This window comes from Streptosporangium carneum, from assembly GCF_027922005.1.
GTDB classification, from domain to species: Bacteria; Actinomycetota; Actinomycetes; order Streptosporangiales; family Streptosporangiaceae; genus Streptosporangium; species Streptosporangium carneum.
Map to the genome: position 1 here is coordinate 1 of NZ_BSEV01000014.1, position 12,849 is coordinate 12,849.

General features: G+C 67.2%; 19 protein-coding genes. 11 read left to right on the top strand and 8 right to left on the bottom strand.

Annotation, left to right across the window (positions count from 1 at the left end):
* The 3 genes from PKF00_RS26410 to PKF00_RS26420 all read left to right on the top strand — a co-directional run.
* Nucleotides 1-269, top strand: a 269-nt coding sequence (locus PKF00_RS26410) for a carbohydrate-binding protein (RefSeq protein ID WP_369011180.1), incomplete at its 5' end; no start/stop codon positions are given.
* A gap of 279 nt (nt 270-548) precedes the next feature.
* Nucleotides 549-1,067, top strand: a complete 519-nt coding sequence (locus PKF00_RS26415) for a SigE family RNA polymerase sigma factor (protein ID WP_271220336.1) — start codon at nt 549-551, stop codon at nt 1,065-1,067.
* A complete protein-coding gene (locus PKF00_RS26420; protein ID WP_271220337.1) occupies nt 1,064-2,170 on the top strand; it encodes a hypothetical protein in 1,107 nt (368 codons plus the stop codon). The genes PKF00_RS26415 and PKF00_RS26420 overlap by 4 nt, the downstream gene beginning before the upstream one ends.
* A gap of 67 nt (nt 2,171-2,237) precedes the next feature.
* Here the strand turns inward: PKF00_RS26420 and PKF00_RS26425 are convergent, their stop codons facing one another.
* Together PKF00_RS26425 and PKF00_RS26430 are read right to left on the bottom strand one after the other, a co-directional pair.
* Nucleotides 2,238-3,131, bottom strand: coding sequence for a slipin family protein (locus PKF00_RS26425; protein WP_271220338.1), 894 nt, complete (start codon nt 3,129-3,131; stop codon nt 2,238-2,240).
* Between the two features lies 1 nt (nt 3,132).
* A complete protein-coding gene (locus PKF00_RS26430) occupies nt 3,133-3,555 on the bottom strand; it encodes a hypothetical protein (RefSeq protein WP_271220339.1) in 423 nt (140 codons plus the stop codon).
* Nucleotides 3,556-3,772: 217 nt separating this feature from the next.
* Between PKF00_RS26430 and PKF00_RS26435 the strand changes: the two genes are divergently transcribed.
* Nucleotides 3,773-4,387, top strand: a complete 615-nt coding sequence (locus PKF00_RS26435; RefSeq protein WP_271220340.1) for a DUF6461 domain-containing protein — start codon at nt 3,773-3,775, stop codon at nt 4,385-4,387.
* Between the two features lie 430 nt (nt 4,388-4,817).
* Here PKF00_RS26435 and PKF00_RS26440 read toward each other — a convergent pair whose 3' ends face one another.
* The gene (locus tag PKF00_RS26440) at nt 4,818-5,288 is read right to left on the bottom strand and encodes a hypothetical protein (RefSeq protein WP_271220341.1); all 471 of its coding nucleotides are present in this window, start codon (nt 5,286-5,288) and stop codon (nt 4,818-4,820) included.
* A 299-nt stretch (nt 5,289-5,587) separates the two neighbouring features.
* Between PKF00_RS26440 and PKF00_RS26445 the strand changes: the two genes are divergently transcribed.
* A complete protein-coding gene (locus PKF00_RS26445) occupies nt 5,588-6,004 on the top strand; it encodes a DUF6896 domain-containing protein (protein ID WP_271220342.1) in 417 nt (138 codons plus the stop codon).
* A 113-nt stretch (nt 6,005-6,117) separates the two neighbouring features.
* On the opposite strand, the gene PKF00_RS26450 is transcribed toward PKF00_RS26445, so the two are convergent.
* A complete protein-coding gene (locus PKF00_RS26450; protein WP_271220343.1) occupies nt 6,118-6,420 on the bottom strand; it encodes a hypothetical protein in 303 nt (100 codons plus the stop codon).
* 478 nt (nt 6,421-6,898) lie between these two features.
* Entirely contained in the window at nt 6,899-7,201 is a 303-nt protein-coding gene (locus tag PKF00_RS26455; protein WP_271220344.1) for a hypothetical protein, read from the bottom strand.
* Nucleotides 7,202-7,331: 130 nt separating this feature from the next.
* Between PKF00_RS26455 and PKF00_RS26460 the strand changes: the two genes are divergently transcribed.
* Entirely contained in the window at nt 7,332-8,408 is a 1,077-nt protein-coding gene (locus PKF00_RS26460) for a protein kinase family protein (protein WP_271220345.1), read from the top strand.
* 706 nt (nt 8,409-9,114) lie between these two features.
* Here the strand turns inward: PKF00_RS26460 and PKF00_RS26465 are convergent.
* The 3 genes from PKF00_RS26465 to PKF00_RS26475 form a co-directional block, all read right to left on the bottom strand.
* Nucleotides 9,115-9,591 (bottom strand): SMI1/KNR4 family protein, encoded by a 477-nt coding sequence (locus PKF00_RS26465; protein ID WP_271220346.1) that lies wholly within the window; start codon nt 9,589-9,591, stop codon nt 9,115-9,117.
* A gap of 194 nt (nt 9,592-9,785) precedes the next feature.
* Nucleotides 9,786-10,022 carry a NucA/NucB deoxyribonuclease domain-containing protein gene (locus tag PKF00_RS26470; RefSeq protein WP_271220347.1) on the bottom strand — a complete coding sequence of 79 codons (237 nt, stop codon included), beginning with the start codon at nt 10,020-10,022 and terminating at the stop codon, nt 9,786-9,788.
* Nucleotides 10,023-10,058: 36 nt separating this feature from the next.
* Nucleotides 10,059-10,343, bottom strand: coding sequence for a hypothetical protein (locus PKF00_RS26475; protein ID WP_271220348.1), 285 nt, complete (start codon nt 10,341-10,343; stop codon nt 10,059-10,061).
* Nucleotides 10,344-10,411: 68 nt separating this feature from the next.
* Here PKF00_RS26475 and PKF00_RS26480 point away from each other — a divergent pair, with 68 nt between their 5' ends.
* From PKF00_RS26480 to PKF00_RS26490, 5 genes are all read left to right on the top strand, one after another.
* Entirely contained in the window at nt 10,412-10,930 is a 519-nt protein-coding gene (locus tag PKF00_RS26480) for an ATP-binding protein (RefSeq protein WP_271220504.1), read from the top strand.
* A 280-nt stretch (nt 10,931-11,210) separates the two neighbouring features.
* Nucleotides 11,211-11,354, top strand: a complete 144-nt coding sequence (locus PKF00_RS26485) for an anacyclamide/piricyclamide family prenylated cyclic peptide (protein ID WP_271220349.1) — start codon at nt 11,211-11,213, stop codon at nt 11,352-11,354.
* A 281-nt stretch (nt 11,355-11,635) separates the two neighbouring features.
* Nucleotides 11,636-11,740 carry a helix-turn-helix domain-containing protein gene (locus PKF00_RS44710; RefSeq protein ID WP_369011182.1) on the top strand — a complete coding sequence of 35 codons (105 nt, stop codon included), beginning with the start codon at nt 11,636-11,638 and terminating at the stop codon, nt 11,738-11,740.
* Nucleotides 11,741-11,899, top strand: coding sequence for a helix-turn-helix domain-containing protein (locus PKF00_RS44715; RefSeq protein WP_369011184.1), 159 nt, complete (start codon nt 11,741-11,743; stop codon nt 11,897-11,899).
* Complete coding sequence (locus PKF00_RS26490) at nt 11,887-12,846, top strand: DDE-type integrase/transposase/recombinase (protein ID WP_271220350.1); 960 nt, start codon at nt 11,887-11,889, stop codon at nt 12,844-12,846. Before PKF00_RS44715 ends, PKF00_RS26490 begins: the two co-directional genes overlap by 13 nt.
* Nucleotides 12,847-12,849: the final 3 nt, after the last annotated feature.

A 12,849-nucleotide genomic window follows, 5' to 3' on the forward strand; every position in this document is an offset into this window, starting at 1 on the left:
TGAACGTGCGCACCGTCGGCAACGCCAAGGAGGCCACGTTCGACTTCGTGGCCAACTTCACCGGCACGCCGTCGCCGAGCCCCACGATCACCCCGACTCCGACCTCCTCTCCGACCTCTCCCCCGGCGAGTCCCTGGAAGGCGGGCACCTACTACCGAGTGGGCGACCTGGTCACCTACAACGGTTCGACCTACCGGTGTCTCGCGGCGCACACGGCCTACCCGGGCTGGGAGCCGCCGAACTACGACTTCCTGTGGGCGCGCGTCTGACCTCGCTTGCTCCCCTGCCCGGCCCGCGCGCCGGAAGCACGGAAGACCCTGACCCGCCGACGTGGGTCAGGGTCCTTCGCCGACGGGTGCGAACCGGCGACATCCCGCTCGACATCCGGGTGAACGCGCGCGAGGTCGTCCGGTGGCTGAAGGGACCGCTCGGCCTCGGGCAGACGCCCGTGTCGCGATCCCGTCGTGACGAGGCCTCCCCCTGAAGGAGGAAACACTGCAACCTTTCGCCCGACGAGTCGCGTTGGGAACGGGCGAGAGGAGATCACATTGGATTCTCACGACGGCTTCCGCGAGTTCGTGCTCGCCCGCCAGCAGGCGTTGATGCGGACCGCGTACCTGCTCACGGGAGACGCCCATCTCGCCGAGGACCTGCTGCAGAGCGTCCTGATCAAGGTCGTGGGGCAGTGGCCCAAGCTGTCCAGGGGCGGCAATCCCGAGGCGTACACGCGCAAGGCGCTGGTCAACCAGTACATCTCGTGGAGGCGTCGGCCACGTCCCGAGTTGCCGAGCGCCGACCCGCCCGAACACGGAGCCTCCTACGACGGGGCCGCACTCGACCGGATCCTGCTGCGGCAGGCCCTCGCCAAGTTGACGCCCAAGCAGCGCGCCGTGATCGTGCTGCGATTCTGGGCGGACCTCACCGAGACCCAGACCGCCGAGGCACTCGGCTGCTCGGTCGGCACCGTCAAGAGCCAGGCCCATCACGCGCTGGCCCGCCTGCGTATGCTCGCGCCCGAGCTGGCGTACCTGCTGTCCGATTCCGAGATCGAGGAGGCGGCCCGATGACGAGGCTGCGTGAGGCGCTGGACGACATCGCCGGCGAAGCCCCAATGGTGAGCCTGCCCGACCTGGCGGACCTGGCCGTCGCGGGCCACCGGCGCAGGCGGCGCGTCACCACGGCACTGGCCGTCGTCGCGACGGTCGTGGCGCTGGGCGCCGGGAGCGCGACCGTGGCGCTGACGGGATTGGGCGGCGACCACACGGCCGCGCCGCAGCGCGTGGACACGGTGCCCGACCTGCCCGAGGGCAGGGTGGGGCCGCTCAGCCACGCGTACCAGACAGGCTGCAAGGTCGACGAGCGGCGGCGACCCGACTGCAGCGCCACCGAGTGGCGGGTGGTCACCCGTACCGGCACGACCTACCGGGTTCCGCAGGCGCTCATCAGGAACGTCAAGGAGCGGCGCGTACCTGTCTCGATCAGCCGGGACGGGCGGATGCTCGCCTACTACAGCCGTCAGGCCCAGGCGCACGTGGTTCGCGACCTGACGAGCGGCTCCGTGGTGACCTCCCCCGTCACGGTGAAGGAGGAACGGATCGGCACGGGCTCCATGCTCGTGGTCTCCGACGACGGCCGCTACGTGGTCTTCGACCCGCGTGAGGGGACCAAGGAGCCGGGGCTGCTGATCGACATGCGTACCGGGAAGACGGTGTCGATACCCGGTGAGTTCGAAGCGGTCAGTGTCAGAGGCGGTGTCGCCGAGCTGGTCCGGTACATCAAGACCGATCTGTGGCTGATGCCCGTCACCGGTGGAGGCACGCCGGTGCGTTTCGACGGCGTGTTCATCATGTTCAGCGAGCTCGCCCCGGACGGCCGCACGGTGGCCGCCTTCGAGATCCAGGGCGACGACGAGCGTGTGCTCACCCTTCTCGACGCCAGGACCGGGCGGACCCTGCGCAGGGTGATCACCCGCGGTCTGCCGAAGGACGGCGGTGTCCTCAACACCGCCCTCTGGCTGAGCGGATCCGAGGTCACGCTCGTCTCCCAGGACAAGGGAGCCGTGCGCGCCTATGCGGTCAACGTCACCACCGGACAGGCCCGGCAGGTGGCCCGTTACTCCAACAAGCTCCCTGGGCTGACCTTGCCCGGGGCCGTGAGCAGCGGATACTAGGGGGCTGCCGGGCCGGTCCGGTGACCGGCGCTTGAGAGGCGCACCTGGCGGCGAGGCCGGGAACGGCCTACCGGCCGGCTTCCACGCCGTTGGGCGCGACCCTTTCACGGAGGTGAGCGTCCGGGGGGTGCTGGCCGGACGATGTCTGCAGGCCGCTGGGGAGCGCCGGGGCGGCCTGGTCGGCAGGCCGATCGGTCTCGGCGGGCGTCATCCGTTCCAGGAAGCGGAGCAGCTCGACGGGGAAGGGCAGCACAAGGGTGGAGTTCTTCTCCGCGGCGACTTCGACCACGGTCTGGAGCAGGCGCAGTTGCAGCGCGGCGGGCTGCACGGCCATCGTTCCCGCGGCCTGGGCCAGTTTCTGCGAGGCCTGCAGCTCGCCTTCGGCGGTGATGACTCGGGAGCGCCGTTCACGTTCCGCCTCGGCCTGCCGCGACATGGACCGCTTCATCGAGTCGGGCAGCACCACGTCCTTGATCTCGACGCGGTCGATGTGCACGCCCCAGCCCACGGCCGGGCTGTCGATCATCAGTTCCAGCCCCTGGTTGAGCCGCTCCCGGTTGGACAGCAGGTCGTCCAGATCGCTCTTGCCGATGATCGAACGCAGTGAGGCCAGCGCCACCTGGCGAATGGCGGCCTCGTAGTCCTGGACGTTGACGATCACCCGTACCGGGTCGACGACCCTGAAGTAGATGACGGCATCCACGCGGACCGTGACGTTGTCACGGGTGATGGCGTCCTGGACGGGCACCGGCATGGTGACGATCTGCAAGTTGACCTTCTGCAGCCGGTCGGCGACCGGCACGATCAGAGCGAGCCCGGGACCTCGGAGCTCGCCCTGGACCCGGCCGAACCGGAAGACGACGCCCCGCTCGAACTGCCTGACGACCCGGACGCCGGTCCCCAGCCACATCGCGCCCAGCACCAAGACCGCGATCAGCGCGGAGAAGACGATGGTGATCATTTCACACTCCCATGTCCCCCTCGATTCCGCCGTCCCAAAGGCCTCCTGGATCGATGACCGGTTCACCGGTCCCGCCTGCGGCGGGCGCGCCCGCCGCACTGGGGGCGGCGGCTGTGGCGTCCGGTCCCGTCGCAGGCCGGGCCGCCGACGGCTGACGCCGTCCCGGCGACGCCGCGTCTCCCAGGTCAACGCGGCCGTCGCGGAGAACATCGGTGCGCCGGTCGGCGATCTCGCCGCCGGACAGGATCATCTGGGACGTCGAATCGAGTACGGGCGAGATCGGGCGTACCCACCGGATCAGGTCGCACGACGCACGACGCGAAGGCCGTACGCCGCCGCAGGAGGAGCGCGCAAGACCCAGGTCCCCGACCGGCGACCGGTATCGGATCTCGCGTGACGTCTCGCGTTCGCTGCCACTGGACACGGCACACCTCCTGGAGGCGCCTGTCCGCCGGGCGCAGTCTGGCTGCTTCGCCCATTCGAACACTTCTATCGTAGCGCGATGAAAAATATCCGATATGTACTTTTTGCCGAGCAAATCGAGCGGTCCTGCAGGGAACTCCCTTCGTCGCCCAGACGGCCGCCCCATCTTTGTCGGTGACTGCTGCGATCATGCCGCTCACACGATCAAAGGAGTGACGATGACAGAGACCCTCGAAGAGTTCGCCTGGCTCTCCGGCCACGAGCCACTGGGCGAGATCTACTGTGTGTCCTTCGTCCGTGACCTCTCCCCGGAGGAGGTCCTCCGCCGCTTCGGCGTGGACGAGAGCACCATGGAGGAGGGAGTGGCGTTCGACGAGTTGGGCGAGCGCTCGGTGGAGACCATGAGGGACGACGCGGCCGGCTACATCGGCGCCGCGAAGGTCGGCGACTGGACCCTGGTCATCGAACCGGGGGGATGGCAGCTCGCCGTCGACCCCGACATATACGCCCCGGTCTCGCGGGGAATCGAGGTCGTGTCGGTCTGCCGTCATAACTACGCCTCGGACAGCTTCGCCTACATCGTCGACGGCGAACCGGTCGTCCACTTCGACCCGATGCGCCCCTACGATCGGTCGGGCAGCGATCCAGACCGTTTCGTCAAGGAGATGAGCGAGGTCGGACTGGACCCCGAACGCGACGTCGACGTCGACGACTCGCCCGTCGAATCGCCGATGGAGCGTTCGTTCGCCCTGGCGAGCAGGATCACCGGCCTTCCCTTCTCCCCAGAGATGCTGGAGCTGCGGTTCCTCGGCGCGGAGACCCTTGAGGACTGATCGGCAGGTCCACGCGGAGACCGGTCTGTCGGCGGGCTCAGGCGCTGACGGGCCAACAGCTCACGTACCTGTGGAACGTCGGCGCAGGGCTTGAGCCGTGCCAGGAGTACGTGGGCACGCTGGGCAGTGCGGTCGGCGGACAGGTCCAGCGTCCGGGAGGCCGGCGCACCGCCTCCGGCTCGTTGGCGCCGGCCGTAACCGGTGGCCGGCATGCCGTGCGACGGGTCGCCCTGTCGGTGTACGCACGTGAGCACGGCCTGTCCGAGATCACCGCAGGGCGAATCTGGCCGAACCGGCGCGCTGCCCGGAGGAGACCGGGCTGGAAAGCCGGTCCTGACGGCGCATCCCGACGAACCGGGATCGCGCCCCACAGCCGGGCATGGCGACATGGATCCGGAGAGACGGCGCGCCACGCCTAAAAAACGGTCTTCTACTCCATTGAGGTGAGGGTCACCAGGACCAGTGATCCGGGGCTTGGCACCTGAGCTTCTATCTTCTGCGCGGCCCGCTGCTCCGGATAGATTCCCTCCCCGTTTCCCCACTTGCCGAGGAATGCCTCCAGCGTCTCCACGTTGGCGCGGGCGTTGAGAGCGGATGAGCTGAGTATGCCCACTCCGTCAACGATCTCCGATCCCACGGAGCCCCACCCGGTGGCCTTGATCCGATCCATCTGCCTCCTGACAGCGGCATCCCCGTCACGCTCCCCCGTATCAATCACCACGTATTCATACTCGTACTCCTCTCCCGTGTTCGAAAACTCCTCCGCGACCGCAATGATCTTTCCATCTTCGGCAATCGTGCGGCGAATATCGTCATCTAACCGCACAACAGATCCGGGAATTCTGCAGCCGGTCAAAAGGAGGAGACAGGAGAGGAGCACGATGATGCGACGGCGACCCATCACACAAGTCAAACATGAGAATTTGGTGATCCTGTGCGTGCCGTGCGTAGAAATCATGCAGGAGTCCCGTTCGGTTTCCCGAGGTCACCGCCGGCCCTTGCGTCCACCCGCACGACTCCCAGACCGATCGCCCCTCCGCTGTCCCTCCGGGGGGCGACGACAGGCGAGACGGACGACAGGCGAGACGATCGGAGCCGCTGGCTCAACCCACTACGGTTGACTGTGTGAGTGGATCATCTCGGAGCCGGAGTTCCCGCCGGAGGCGGAACGGCTCATCGTGACGGATGAGGGAATCGCTTGTGGACGCCGTCGAACTGGTGTGGGCGTTCATGGCACGCGCCGGCCACCTGTCACGGCATGTCGGAACCAGCATGTCGGATCAGACCGGTGGAGATGATCTCCTGGCTCTCCATCGGGCCGTCATTCAAGGTCGTGCTCCCAGGGTCTGGCAGCTTCCCAGTGGTGTGCACTATCGCGTGCATGGGATCGGCTGTTGCATAACGACTGCTTTCCCTGAGCGGGCAGTCGTCGACGTCGACCTCAGCCCCCGGCTGGGAGTGCTCATCTTCGACGCCTGGAGGGTGGAGGTGTTCGCGAAGTCCGTCCGTCACGGGCGTCTGTCACGTGAAGCCTTCGTCTCCGCTCTGCGAGATCTGACCCACGAGGGATCCATCACGCCGATCGACCAGCAGCAGAATTGGTACGCCGTAGAGTGAACCGCGACCGGCGACCTGGACACCGCCGGGTGATCGCCGACGTGCGAACGCCGGGGCCGCCGGCGACAGGCCGACCAGCACCCCTGTCGCTTCGGCGAAAGCCCCGGCTGTTCTCACGATGCTGTCTTCGCACCGCTCTCGGTCATCGAGCAGGCGTGTGCGCCCAGACTGCCGTTCCAGGGGAAACCCCAGCCGCAGTGATAGGCGCCCGCCGCCACCCCTGACCTGACGGTGACCGTGAAGTCGACGTAGCCGGTGCCGCTGCAACTCCACGCGTTCAGCGCATAGCCGTCCTGCTCCTGCAGGCGTTCCCCGAACCAGCAGTCGAAAGAGCCGTCCGCGTGCGCGGGGGGCATTCCCAGAAACGGGGCGGCCAGAACCGCAGCAACGGCGAGGATGAGTCCGGTTGGTTTCACAGTTCTCCCTCAGGCGCGCACACAGGCGCTTCCCCCCGAACGCTATGCAGCTAGCCCGCACCTGTCGACGGTGATATCTCATCGGTTTCATGTGGATTTCTCCCACCGGCACTGCGCGGGCACCCGGCCGCTCATCAGACAAAACCGCTGGCGTTGAATTCCCCACAGGAGATCAGAAGGGTGCAGACGCGCTCCTGAAGATCCATGTCATCTCGTTGACAGTAGGGGCAACGGGATGGTGACGCAGGAGCAAGCCCGCCTTCCGGCGCACATCAGCCGGCAGCCGTTTCCCGGTCGCCGGAAGCCAGGAGGCACGGACGCGACCTGGTCCGCAGAAGCCGCTCCGCCGACTCCGCCCGGGACGCGAGACGGGACGATCAAGCTCCCCTCCACCACCTGGCGAACCCGGCGCGTGTCCTTCACCATCACCCCGGGGCCGCGCGCCCCGCCGAAGGCTGGACGAGTGGTCCCGAAGTCATCAGTTGTCACAGGTGGTCAGCGAGCGGGTGACCGGTGCGCCGACCAGGTCGCCGTCCCAGATCTCAGCGGCCGTCGCAAGGTCACGCCGGGTCACTCGGACGGCCACGCCCTCGAAGGCCCGCCCACCGTGTTGTTCCCGGCGAAACCGCCCTTTCAGAGGGTCGTCGACCGACTCGGCGCCCTGCTCGCTGAGATCCTTCTCAAACGGCTTGGCCGCGAAATTCACAGCGAGCTCTCGGATCAGCCGTCGATCTCCACGTAAAGTGTGATCAAGAGGGTCTTCGGTTCTGCCGTCACACACGGATCCTGGACGCCCTCCGCACGCCCCGGCGACCGAACCGCAGGGCTATGTGTCGAGCGTGGTTGCGCTCGGCGGCACCGCGCAGCCATGCCATTGCAGGATCGAGTCCGGCGCCCAGATGGAGGCGGCAGTGAAGTGCCCTGACATGTCGCGCGGCGCGCGCCTCACCGCCCATACCGCCGTCTCCACATCCCTGGCCCTGTGCAGTGATCGCGCACTGCACGAACTCGTGGACGCGGCCGTGCCGATCGGTTCCGGCATCGGCGGGAAGTCGGCCCTGCTGGAGGTCGCCGGAACCTCGGTCTTCGTGAAACGGGTGCCCCTCACCGATCCGGAGAGGCAGCCGGAGAACGCCCGGTCCACGGCGAACCTGTTCGCGCTGCCGGCCTTCTGCCAGTACGGCATAGGCGGGCCGGGCTTCGGGGCCTGGCGGGAGCTCGCCGTGCACACCATGACGACGAACTGGGTGCTCGCGGGCGATCACGAGGGCTTCCCCCTGATGTACCACTGGCGGGTGCTGCCGGACTCGGCGCCGTCCCTGCCCGAGGAACTGGCCGACGTGGAACGGGCCGTCGCCTACTGGGGAGGCGGATCGGAGGTGCGCCGCCGGATCGAGGCTCTCCAGCAGTCCTCAGCGAGCGTCGCGCTGTTCCTGGAGTACATCCCGCAGAACCTGCACGAGTGGCTGGGCACTCAGGTCGGAGTCGGCGACGGTGCCGCCAACCGGGCCTGCGCCATGGTGGAGAGGGATCTGAAGGCTGGAACCTCGTTCATGAACACCCGGGGGCTCCTGCACTTCGACGCCCATTTCGAGAACATCCTGACCGACGGCCGGCGCCTGTTCTTCGCGGACTACGGCCTTGCGATCTCGTCCCGATTCGAGCTGTCGCAGGCTGAGACCGACTTCTTCGACCGGCATCGGACCTACGACAGCTGTTATACCGTCACGTATCTGGTGAACTGGCTGGTCACCGCCCTGTACGGACATCGGGGAGAGGAGCGCGACGCGCTGGTGCGCGCGTGCGCCGGGGGCGAGCGCCTCACGGGAATCCCGGAGGCGGCTGCGGCGATCCTCGCCCAGCACGCGCCACTCGCCGTGGTGATGTCGGACTTCTATCGCAAACTCCAACGGGAGAGCAGGGAGACCCCCTATCCGCTTGAGGAGATCCTCCTGGTCGGCGGGATGCACGGTTCGGCCGTCGGCTGACGTCCCCTTGGCCACCACTCGAACATGGATCGGCTGCCCTGTGTCGGCCTCCGACAGGGCTGAGGACACACCGATGGCACGACGCCCCGTTCCGAAGATCGGAAACGGGGCGTTCTGGCCGGTGGGCATACTGGGTCCGAACCAGTGACATCTCGCTTGTAAGGCGAGATCAGCAGGCCCATGACCAGCGGCTATACCCCGTCCGACCTGCGGTTCTCATCCACGGAGATCCATCGATGTCCACGCTTGTCCGTCGCCGTTGTCACCCAGATTGACACCCACCTTTGAGCTATCGGGCCATGGTTCGGCGAACTTGGGCACTGCTGCGAGGTCTGCTGTGTCCGTAGGGAGGCGCTCCCGCTCGGGTGGCGTCGCGCTGCTCACGGCAACAGAACGAGTTCACGCCGGCCCTCTGAAAGTCGGACGCGCGCGCCAGGGCGCGGAGGCCGCCGGTCACGGCCACGACCGACATCACCCTGCTGACAAGGCTTATCAGGGGGCGGTAGCCGAGACGGTAATCACTCGCTGCATGGGGAAGAACAAGCCCGGCTCACAGGAGCGGGCCAACCGGTCCCACGCCAAGCTCCGCAGACTCGGTGAGTCGGCGCATCCTCCGAAACCACGGTGCAGGGCCAAGCAAGGCCGGACACCTGATCAAGGCCGTCGCCGTATTTCAAAACCACCGATCCACTTGAAGACGAAAAGGTCAGTGCAGTCCGCCCTGGAACGCGCGCTCCATCAAATGCCAGAACGACCGGAGGCGAATACCCCCGGATTCGAACAGCGTATCGAGATACCACGCCTCCCACTCGCCACCGTCGGTGATGACGTGCGGATTGAGCAGGTAGACGTGACCCTCGACATCCTCAGAGATCTGCAGGGTGTGCGGAATATGCTCTACGAGTTCGAAGTCGTTCGGGTCCTGCGGCGCGTCGTAGTCGAAGGAATACCCGATGGGCGACTCCGGTGCCGGGGCGTCCAGGGGAGCGCCCCACCGGTGTGCGAGATGCGGGGCGACGTCGCGAGTCCAGCCGACATCGGCTATCGGCAGCAGGTGAAGGCTGGTGAAGGACTGTTGGTCCCAGCCGTTGCTCACCAGAAGAAACTCTCGATAACTGGGGGGCAGAAGCCGGCCCAGACGCTGCTCCTGCCGACGGATCTCGGCTTCGTCGACAGGAGCCATTCCCAGCCAATCTGGCTCATCCGTGGACATGTACGGCCCCGCATAGGCGGCACGGAGACGATCAGCCCATGGATGACGGGAAGCGCCGGGGGGATTCATGGGCGCACCTTACCCTTGCGGGCAAGCATGCGTCGCCCGGCAGCTCGGTGAACGGGGAGAGGGCCGGCAGGAGCCCTCTCCCGCTCAACTGGCGACTAAGGGATGATCGGCACCCAGAGCTGATCGTCCGCACCGACCCGATAGTGTGCGTAGAACGATCGCAGCACATGGTCGCGGTCTACGTTCTGCTTGTGATTCAGCGTACGCAACAAGAAGTGCCCCTTGGCGTTCGCGGCTCCTTGCACCGTGCCGGCAAAAGGATACTCGTCGCACGAATTTCCGATACCCGCAGTAATGCCGCCGCCCGGCCAGGTCTTATATTTTTCCGGCATGCAGTACTTGCAGTAGTTCGTACCGACGGTATTCGGTCACAACCGCTCGTAGGTGGTCCCGGCGTCCAGCACCAGGTCTCGCTTGGAGAAGTAATGACGGTTCACATCGGTTTCCGTCTCCGATTCAGTGCGCACCAGAGGATCGCTTTCCTCCTGGACCCAGGAGCCCGGAGTACCCTTGCGTTTTCCGTTCTCCGGCAGCCTTGCGGGCGGCTCGGTTGGATTTTCCCAGTCATGCCCGTCTCGAAGTGGTGGGAACGTGGCCGCGTTCGTATCCGGATTCAGCGCATCCCCAATATGGTCGACGATCTCGGGGAACAACGTGTCCTTACTCCTCGACATCACGAAGACCCGGCTGGCCGAGTAGTTGACACATCCTCCGACATTTGGTGCGTCTGGCCTGGGCCCTGCGGGGTCTGGGTCTGAAGGTCTCGGTGAAGCTTCCGCAGGGGCAAGCACCGGATCCGGGAGATGGCGCGGTGAGGGCCGTGACGCTGGGCGTCGTCGACCTGCCGGGAGTCGAACAGTCCGTCTCTGCTGCCCGGCAGTACGTGGCGGAACTGCTCACGAACGCGGGTCACACGGAGGTCGAGGATGCGGTCTTGCTGGTGAGTGAGGTCGTGACGAACGCCGTGGTGCACCCCTGTTCGGGTAGGCCGGGCGGCGTGGTGACGGTGGAAGTCACCGATACCGGTCGGCACATGGTCTGTGTCGAGGTGATCGACGATGGCTCGCCGAGCGTGCCCGTTCCGCGTCTCCCTGAGGAAGACGAAGACGCCTTGGCGCTGGGCGGGCGTGGGCTGTGGCTGGTCGATGCGATCGCCGAGAGCTGGGGTGTACGCCAGGTGGAAAAGGGCCGGGTGGCAGTCTGGATGCACATCTCCACCTCAGCGAAGCCCGGCGAGTAGCCGTGATGACGGTGGTCCGGATCGAGTGACGGCGGTCGGCGGCTTCTTCGGCGCTGGAGTACGGCCATTGGGGCGGGCTGGGGGTTTTCGTGCTCACCGAGGGCCGCGACTTCACCGGGTGCCGGGTCTGAAGGGGTGGTGTGTGCGGCGGTCCGGGTGTGATTTCAGCCTGGACCACCACACTGGTGTCACCCAAAGGAGCAGCCACCATCTGCAACTTTATTATTACACAGAGTCATGTGACGATGGGACGTCGGTAACTCCTCACCAAAGGAGCATCATGAGCACCATGCCGCACCAGTCCGCCCCGGTCGAGCGCACCCTCACCGGAACCGCCACAAGCGACACCGACGGCATTGCCTCGTCAATCTGGGGGGACGTCAACTACAAAGGCATCCCCTTCGCGGGTGACGACGACAACTGATCGTCTGCCGTGAATCCGGTCCCGTCGTTCTTTGGAGGAGCGGCGGGGCCGTCGCATGCCTGAAGGCGGCGGCGCGTACTCGGTGCGGCGAGCGAGCGTTGGCCGCGACGGGCGGCGTGGTCTGCCCGTCCGCGCTGGACGGCGCGGAGCGCTGCCGCCTTGAACCAGTGAAGAAACTCTGGGCCATCCAGGGCCGACGATCGTGTCAGGTTTCGGGACCCCCGCGACAGACCGCCCTCAGGACCTGTGTGACACTCCGCCGAGTGCTGGCGGAGTTGAGCGTGATCGAGCAGCGGTACCAAGCCGTGCTGCAGGTGTCATCCGGAGCGAGCGTCACCGAGGTCGCCCGGCGGTTCGGAGTCTGCCGTCAAACGGTGCACCGGTGACTGAGCCGCTACCGCGCCCAGGGCCTGGACGGGCTGGCCGACCGCTCGTCGCGCCCGCGCACATCCCCGGCCCGGACCCCGGCCGCGGTGGAGGCGCTGATCTGCGAGCTGCGGCGCACCCACCCCGCTGGGGCGCCCGCCGACTGGTGTGGGAGCTGACCCGCCGCACCTGCCCCGGCCCGGTGCCCTCCCGGGCCACGGTGCACCGGGTACTGATCCGCCACGGCCTGGTGCAGCCCGTCTCCCGGCGCCGACGGCGCGAGGACTACACCCGCTGGCAGCGCAGCGAACCGATGCAGCTGTGGCAGATGGACATCGTCGGCGGGATCATGCTGGCCGACGGCACCGAATGCAAGATCGTCACCGGGGTGGACGACCACTCCCGCTACTGCGTGACCGCCACCGTCGTAACGCGCCCCACCGGCCGGGCCGTGTGCCTGGCCCTGGCCGACGCACTGGGCCGCCACGGCATCCCCGATGAGCTGCTGGGAGACAGAAGCGGACTCAGACAGCGCTGCCGAGCCGGTGGCGGTGGCACCGGTGCCGGTCGAGGAAGCCGGGCCGGGGTGATGCCAGTGAACGGGATCGATCCGGTGGACCTGGCGGTGGAGTTCACGCGGGTGGTGCCGGCCTCGGGCAACCTGACCGTCTGCGGGCAGCAGTTCTGGCTGGGCACCCACCGGGCCGGTCTGACGCTCACACTGCGGGCCGATACCGGCACCGTCGAGCTGCTGGCCGCCGGGGTGAGGATCAAGAAGGTGCCGTCTCGGCTCACCGTCCGGCATCTGCGGCAGCTGATCTCCGAGGGCGGCACCCGCATCCAGCCCTTCCCAGCACCGGCCCGTCCCGGTGTCGGTGGGGCGGTCGAGGTGGAGCGGACCGTCAACGCCTCCGGCGTGGTCTCCCTCGGCGGCCGGGCATGCCCGGTCGGCTCGCCGTTCGCCGGGCGTCGGGCGTCGGCTGACCGTTCGGCCGGAGGGCGCCGTGCTGCATCTGAGCGACGGGTCCACGCTGCTGCGCAGCCTGCCCAACCCGCTCACCGAAGCCGAGACGGCCCGTCTACGGGATGCGCGCCCTGCCGGGCCCGCGCCCCGGTCGGCCGCTGAACC

Coding starts and splice junctions, on each gene's coding strand:
- PKF00_RS26470 (WP_271220347.1), bottom strand. CDS start 10,022: ATGCCGGAAAAATATAAGACCTGGCCGGGCGGCGGCATTACTGCGGGT.
- PKF00_RS26485 (WP_271220349.1), top strand. CDS start 11,211: ATGAGCACCATGCCGCACCAGTCCGCCCCGGTCGAGCGCACCCTCACC.
- PKF00_RS26440 (WP_271220341.1), bottom strand. CDS start 5,288: ATGGGTCGCCGTCGCATCATCGTGCTCCTCTCCTGTCTCCTCCTTTTG.
- PKF00_RS26435 (WP_271220340.1), top strand. CDS start 3,773: ATGACAGAGACCCTCGAAGAGTTCGCCTGGCTCTCCGGCCACGAGCCA.
- PKF00_RS26465 (WP_271220346.1), bottom strand. CDS start 9,591: ATGGCTCCTGTCGACGAAGCCGAGATCCGTCGGCAGGAGCAGCGTCTG.
- PKF00_RS26420 (WP_271220337.1), top strand. CDS start 1,064: ATGACGAGGCTGCGTGAGGCGCTGGACGACATCGCCGGCGAAGCCCCA.
- PKF00_RS26425 (WP_271220338.1), bottom strand. CDS start 3,131: ATGATCACCATCGTCTTCTCCGCGCTGATCGCGGTCTTGGTGCTGGGC.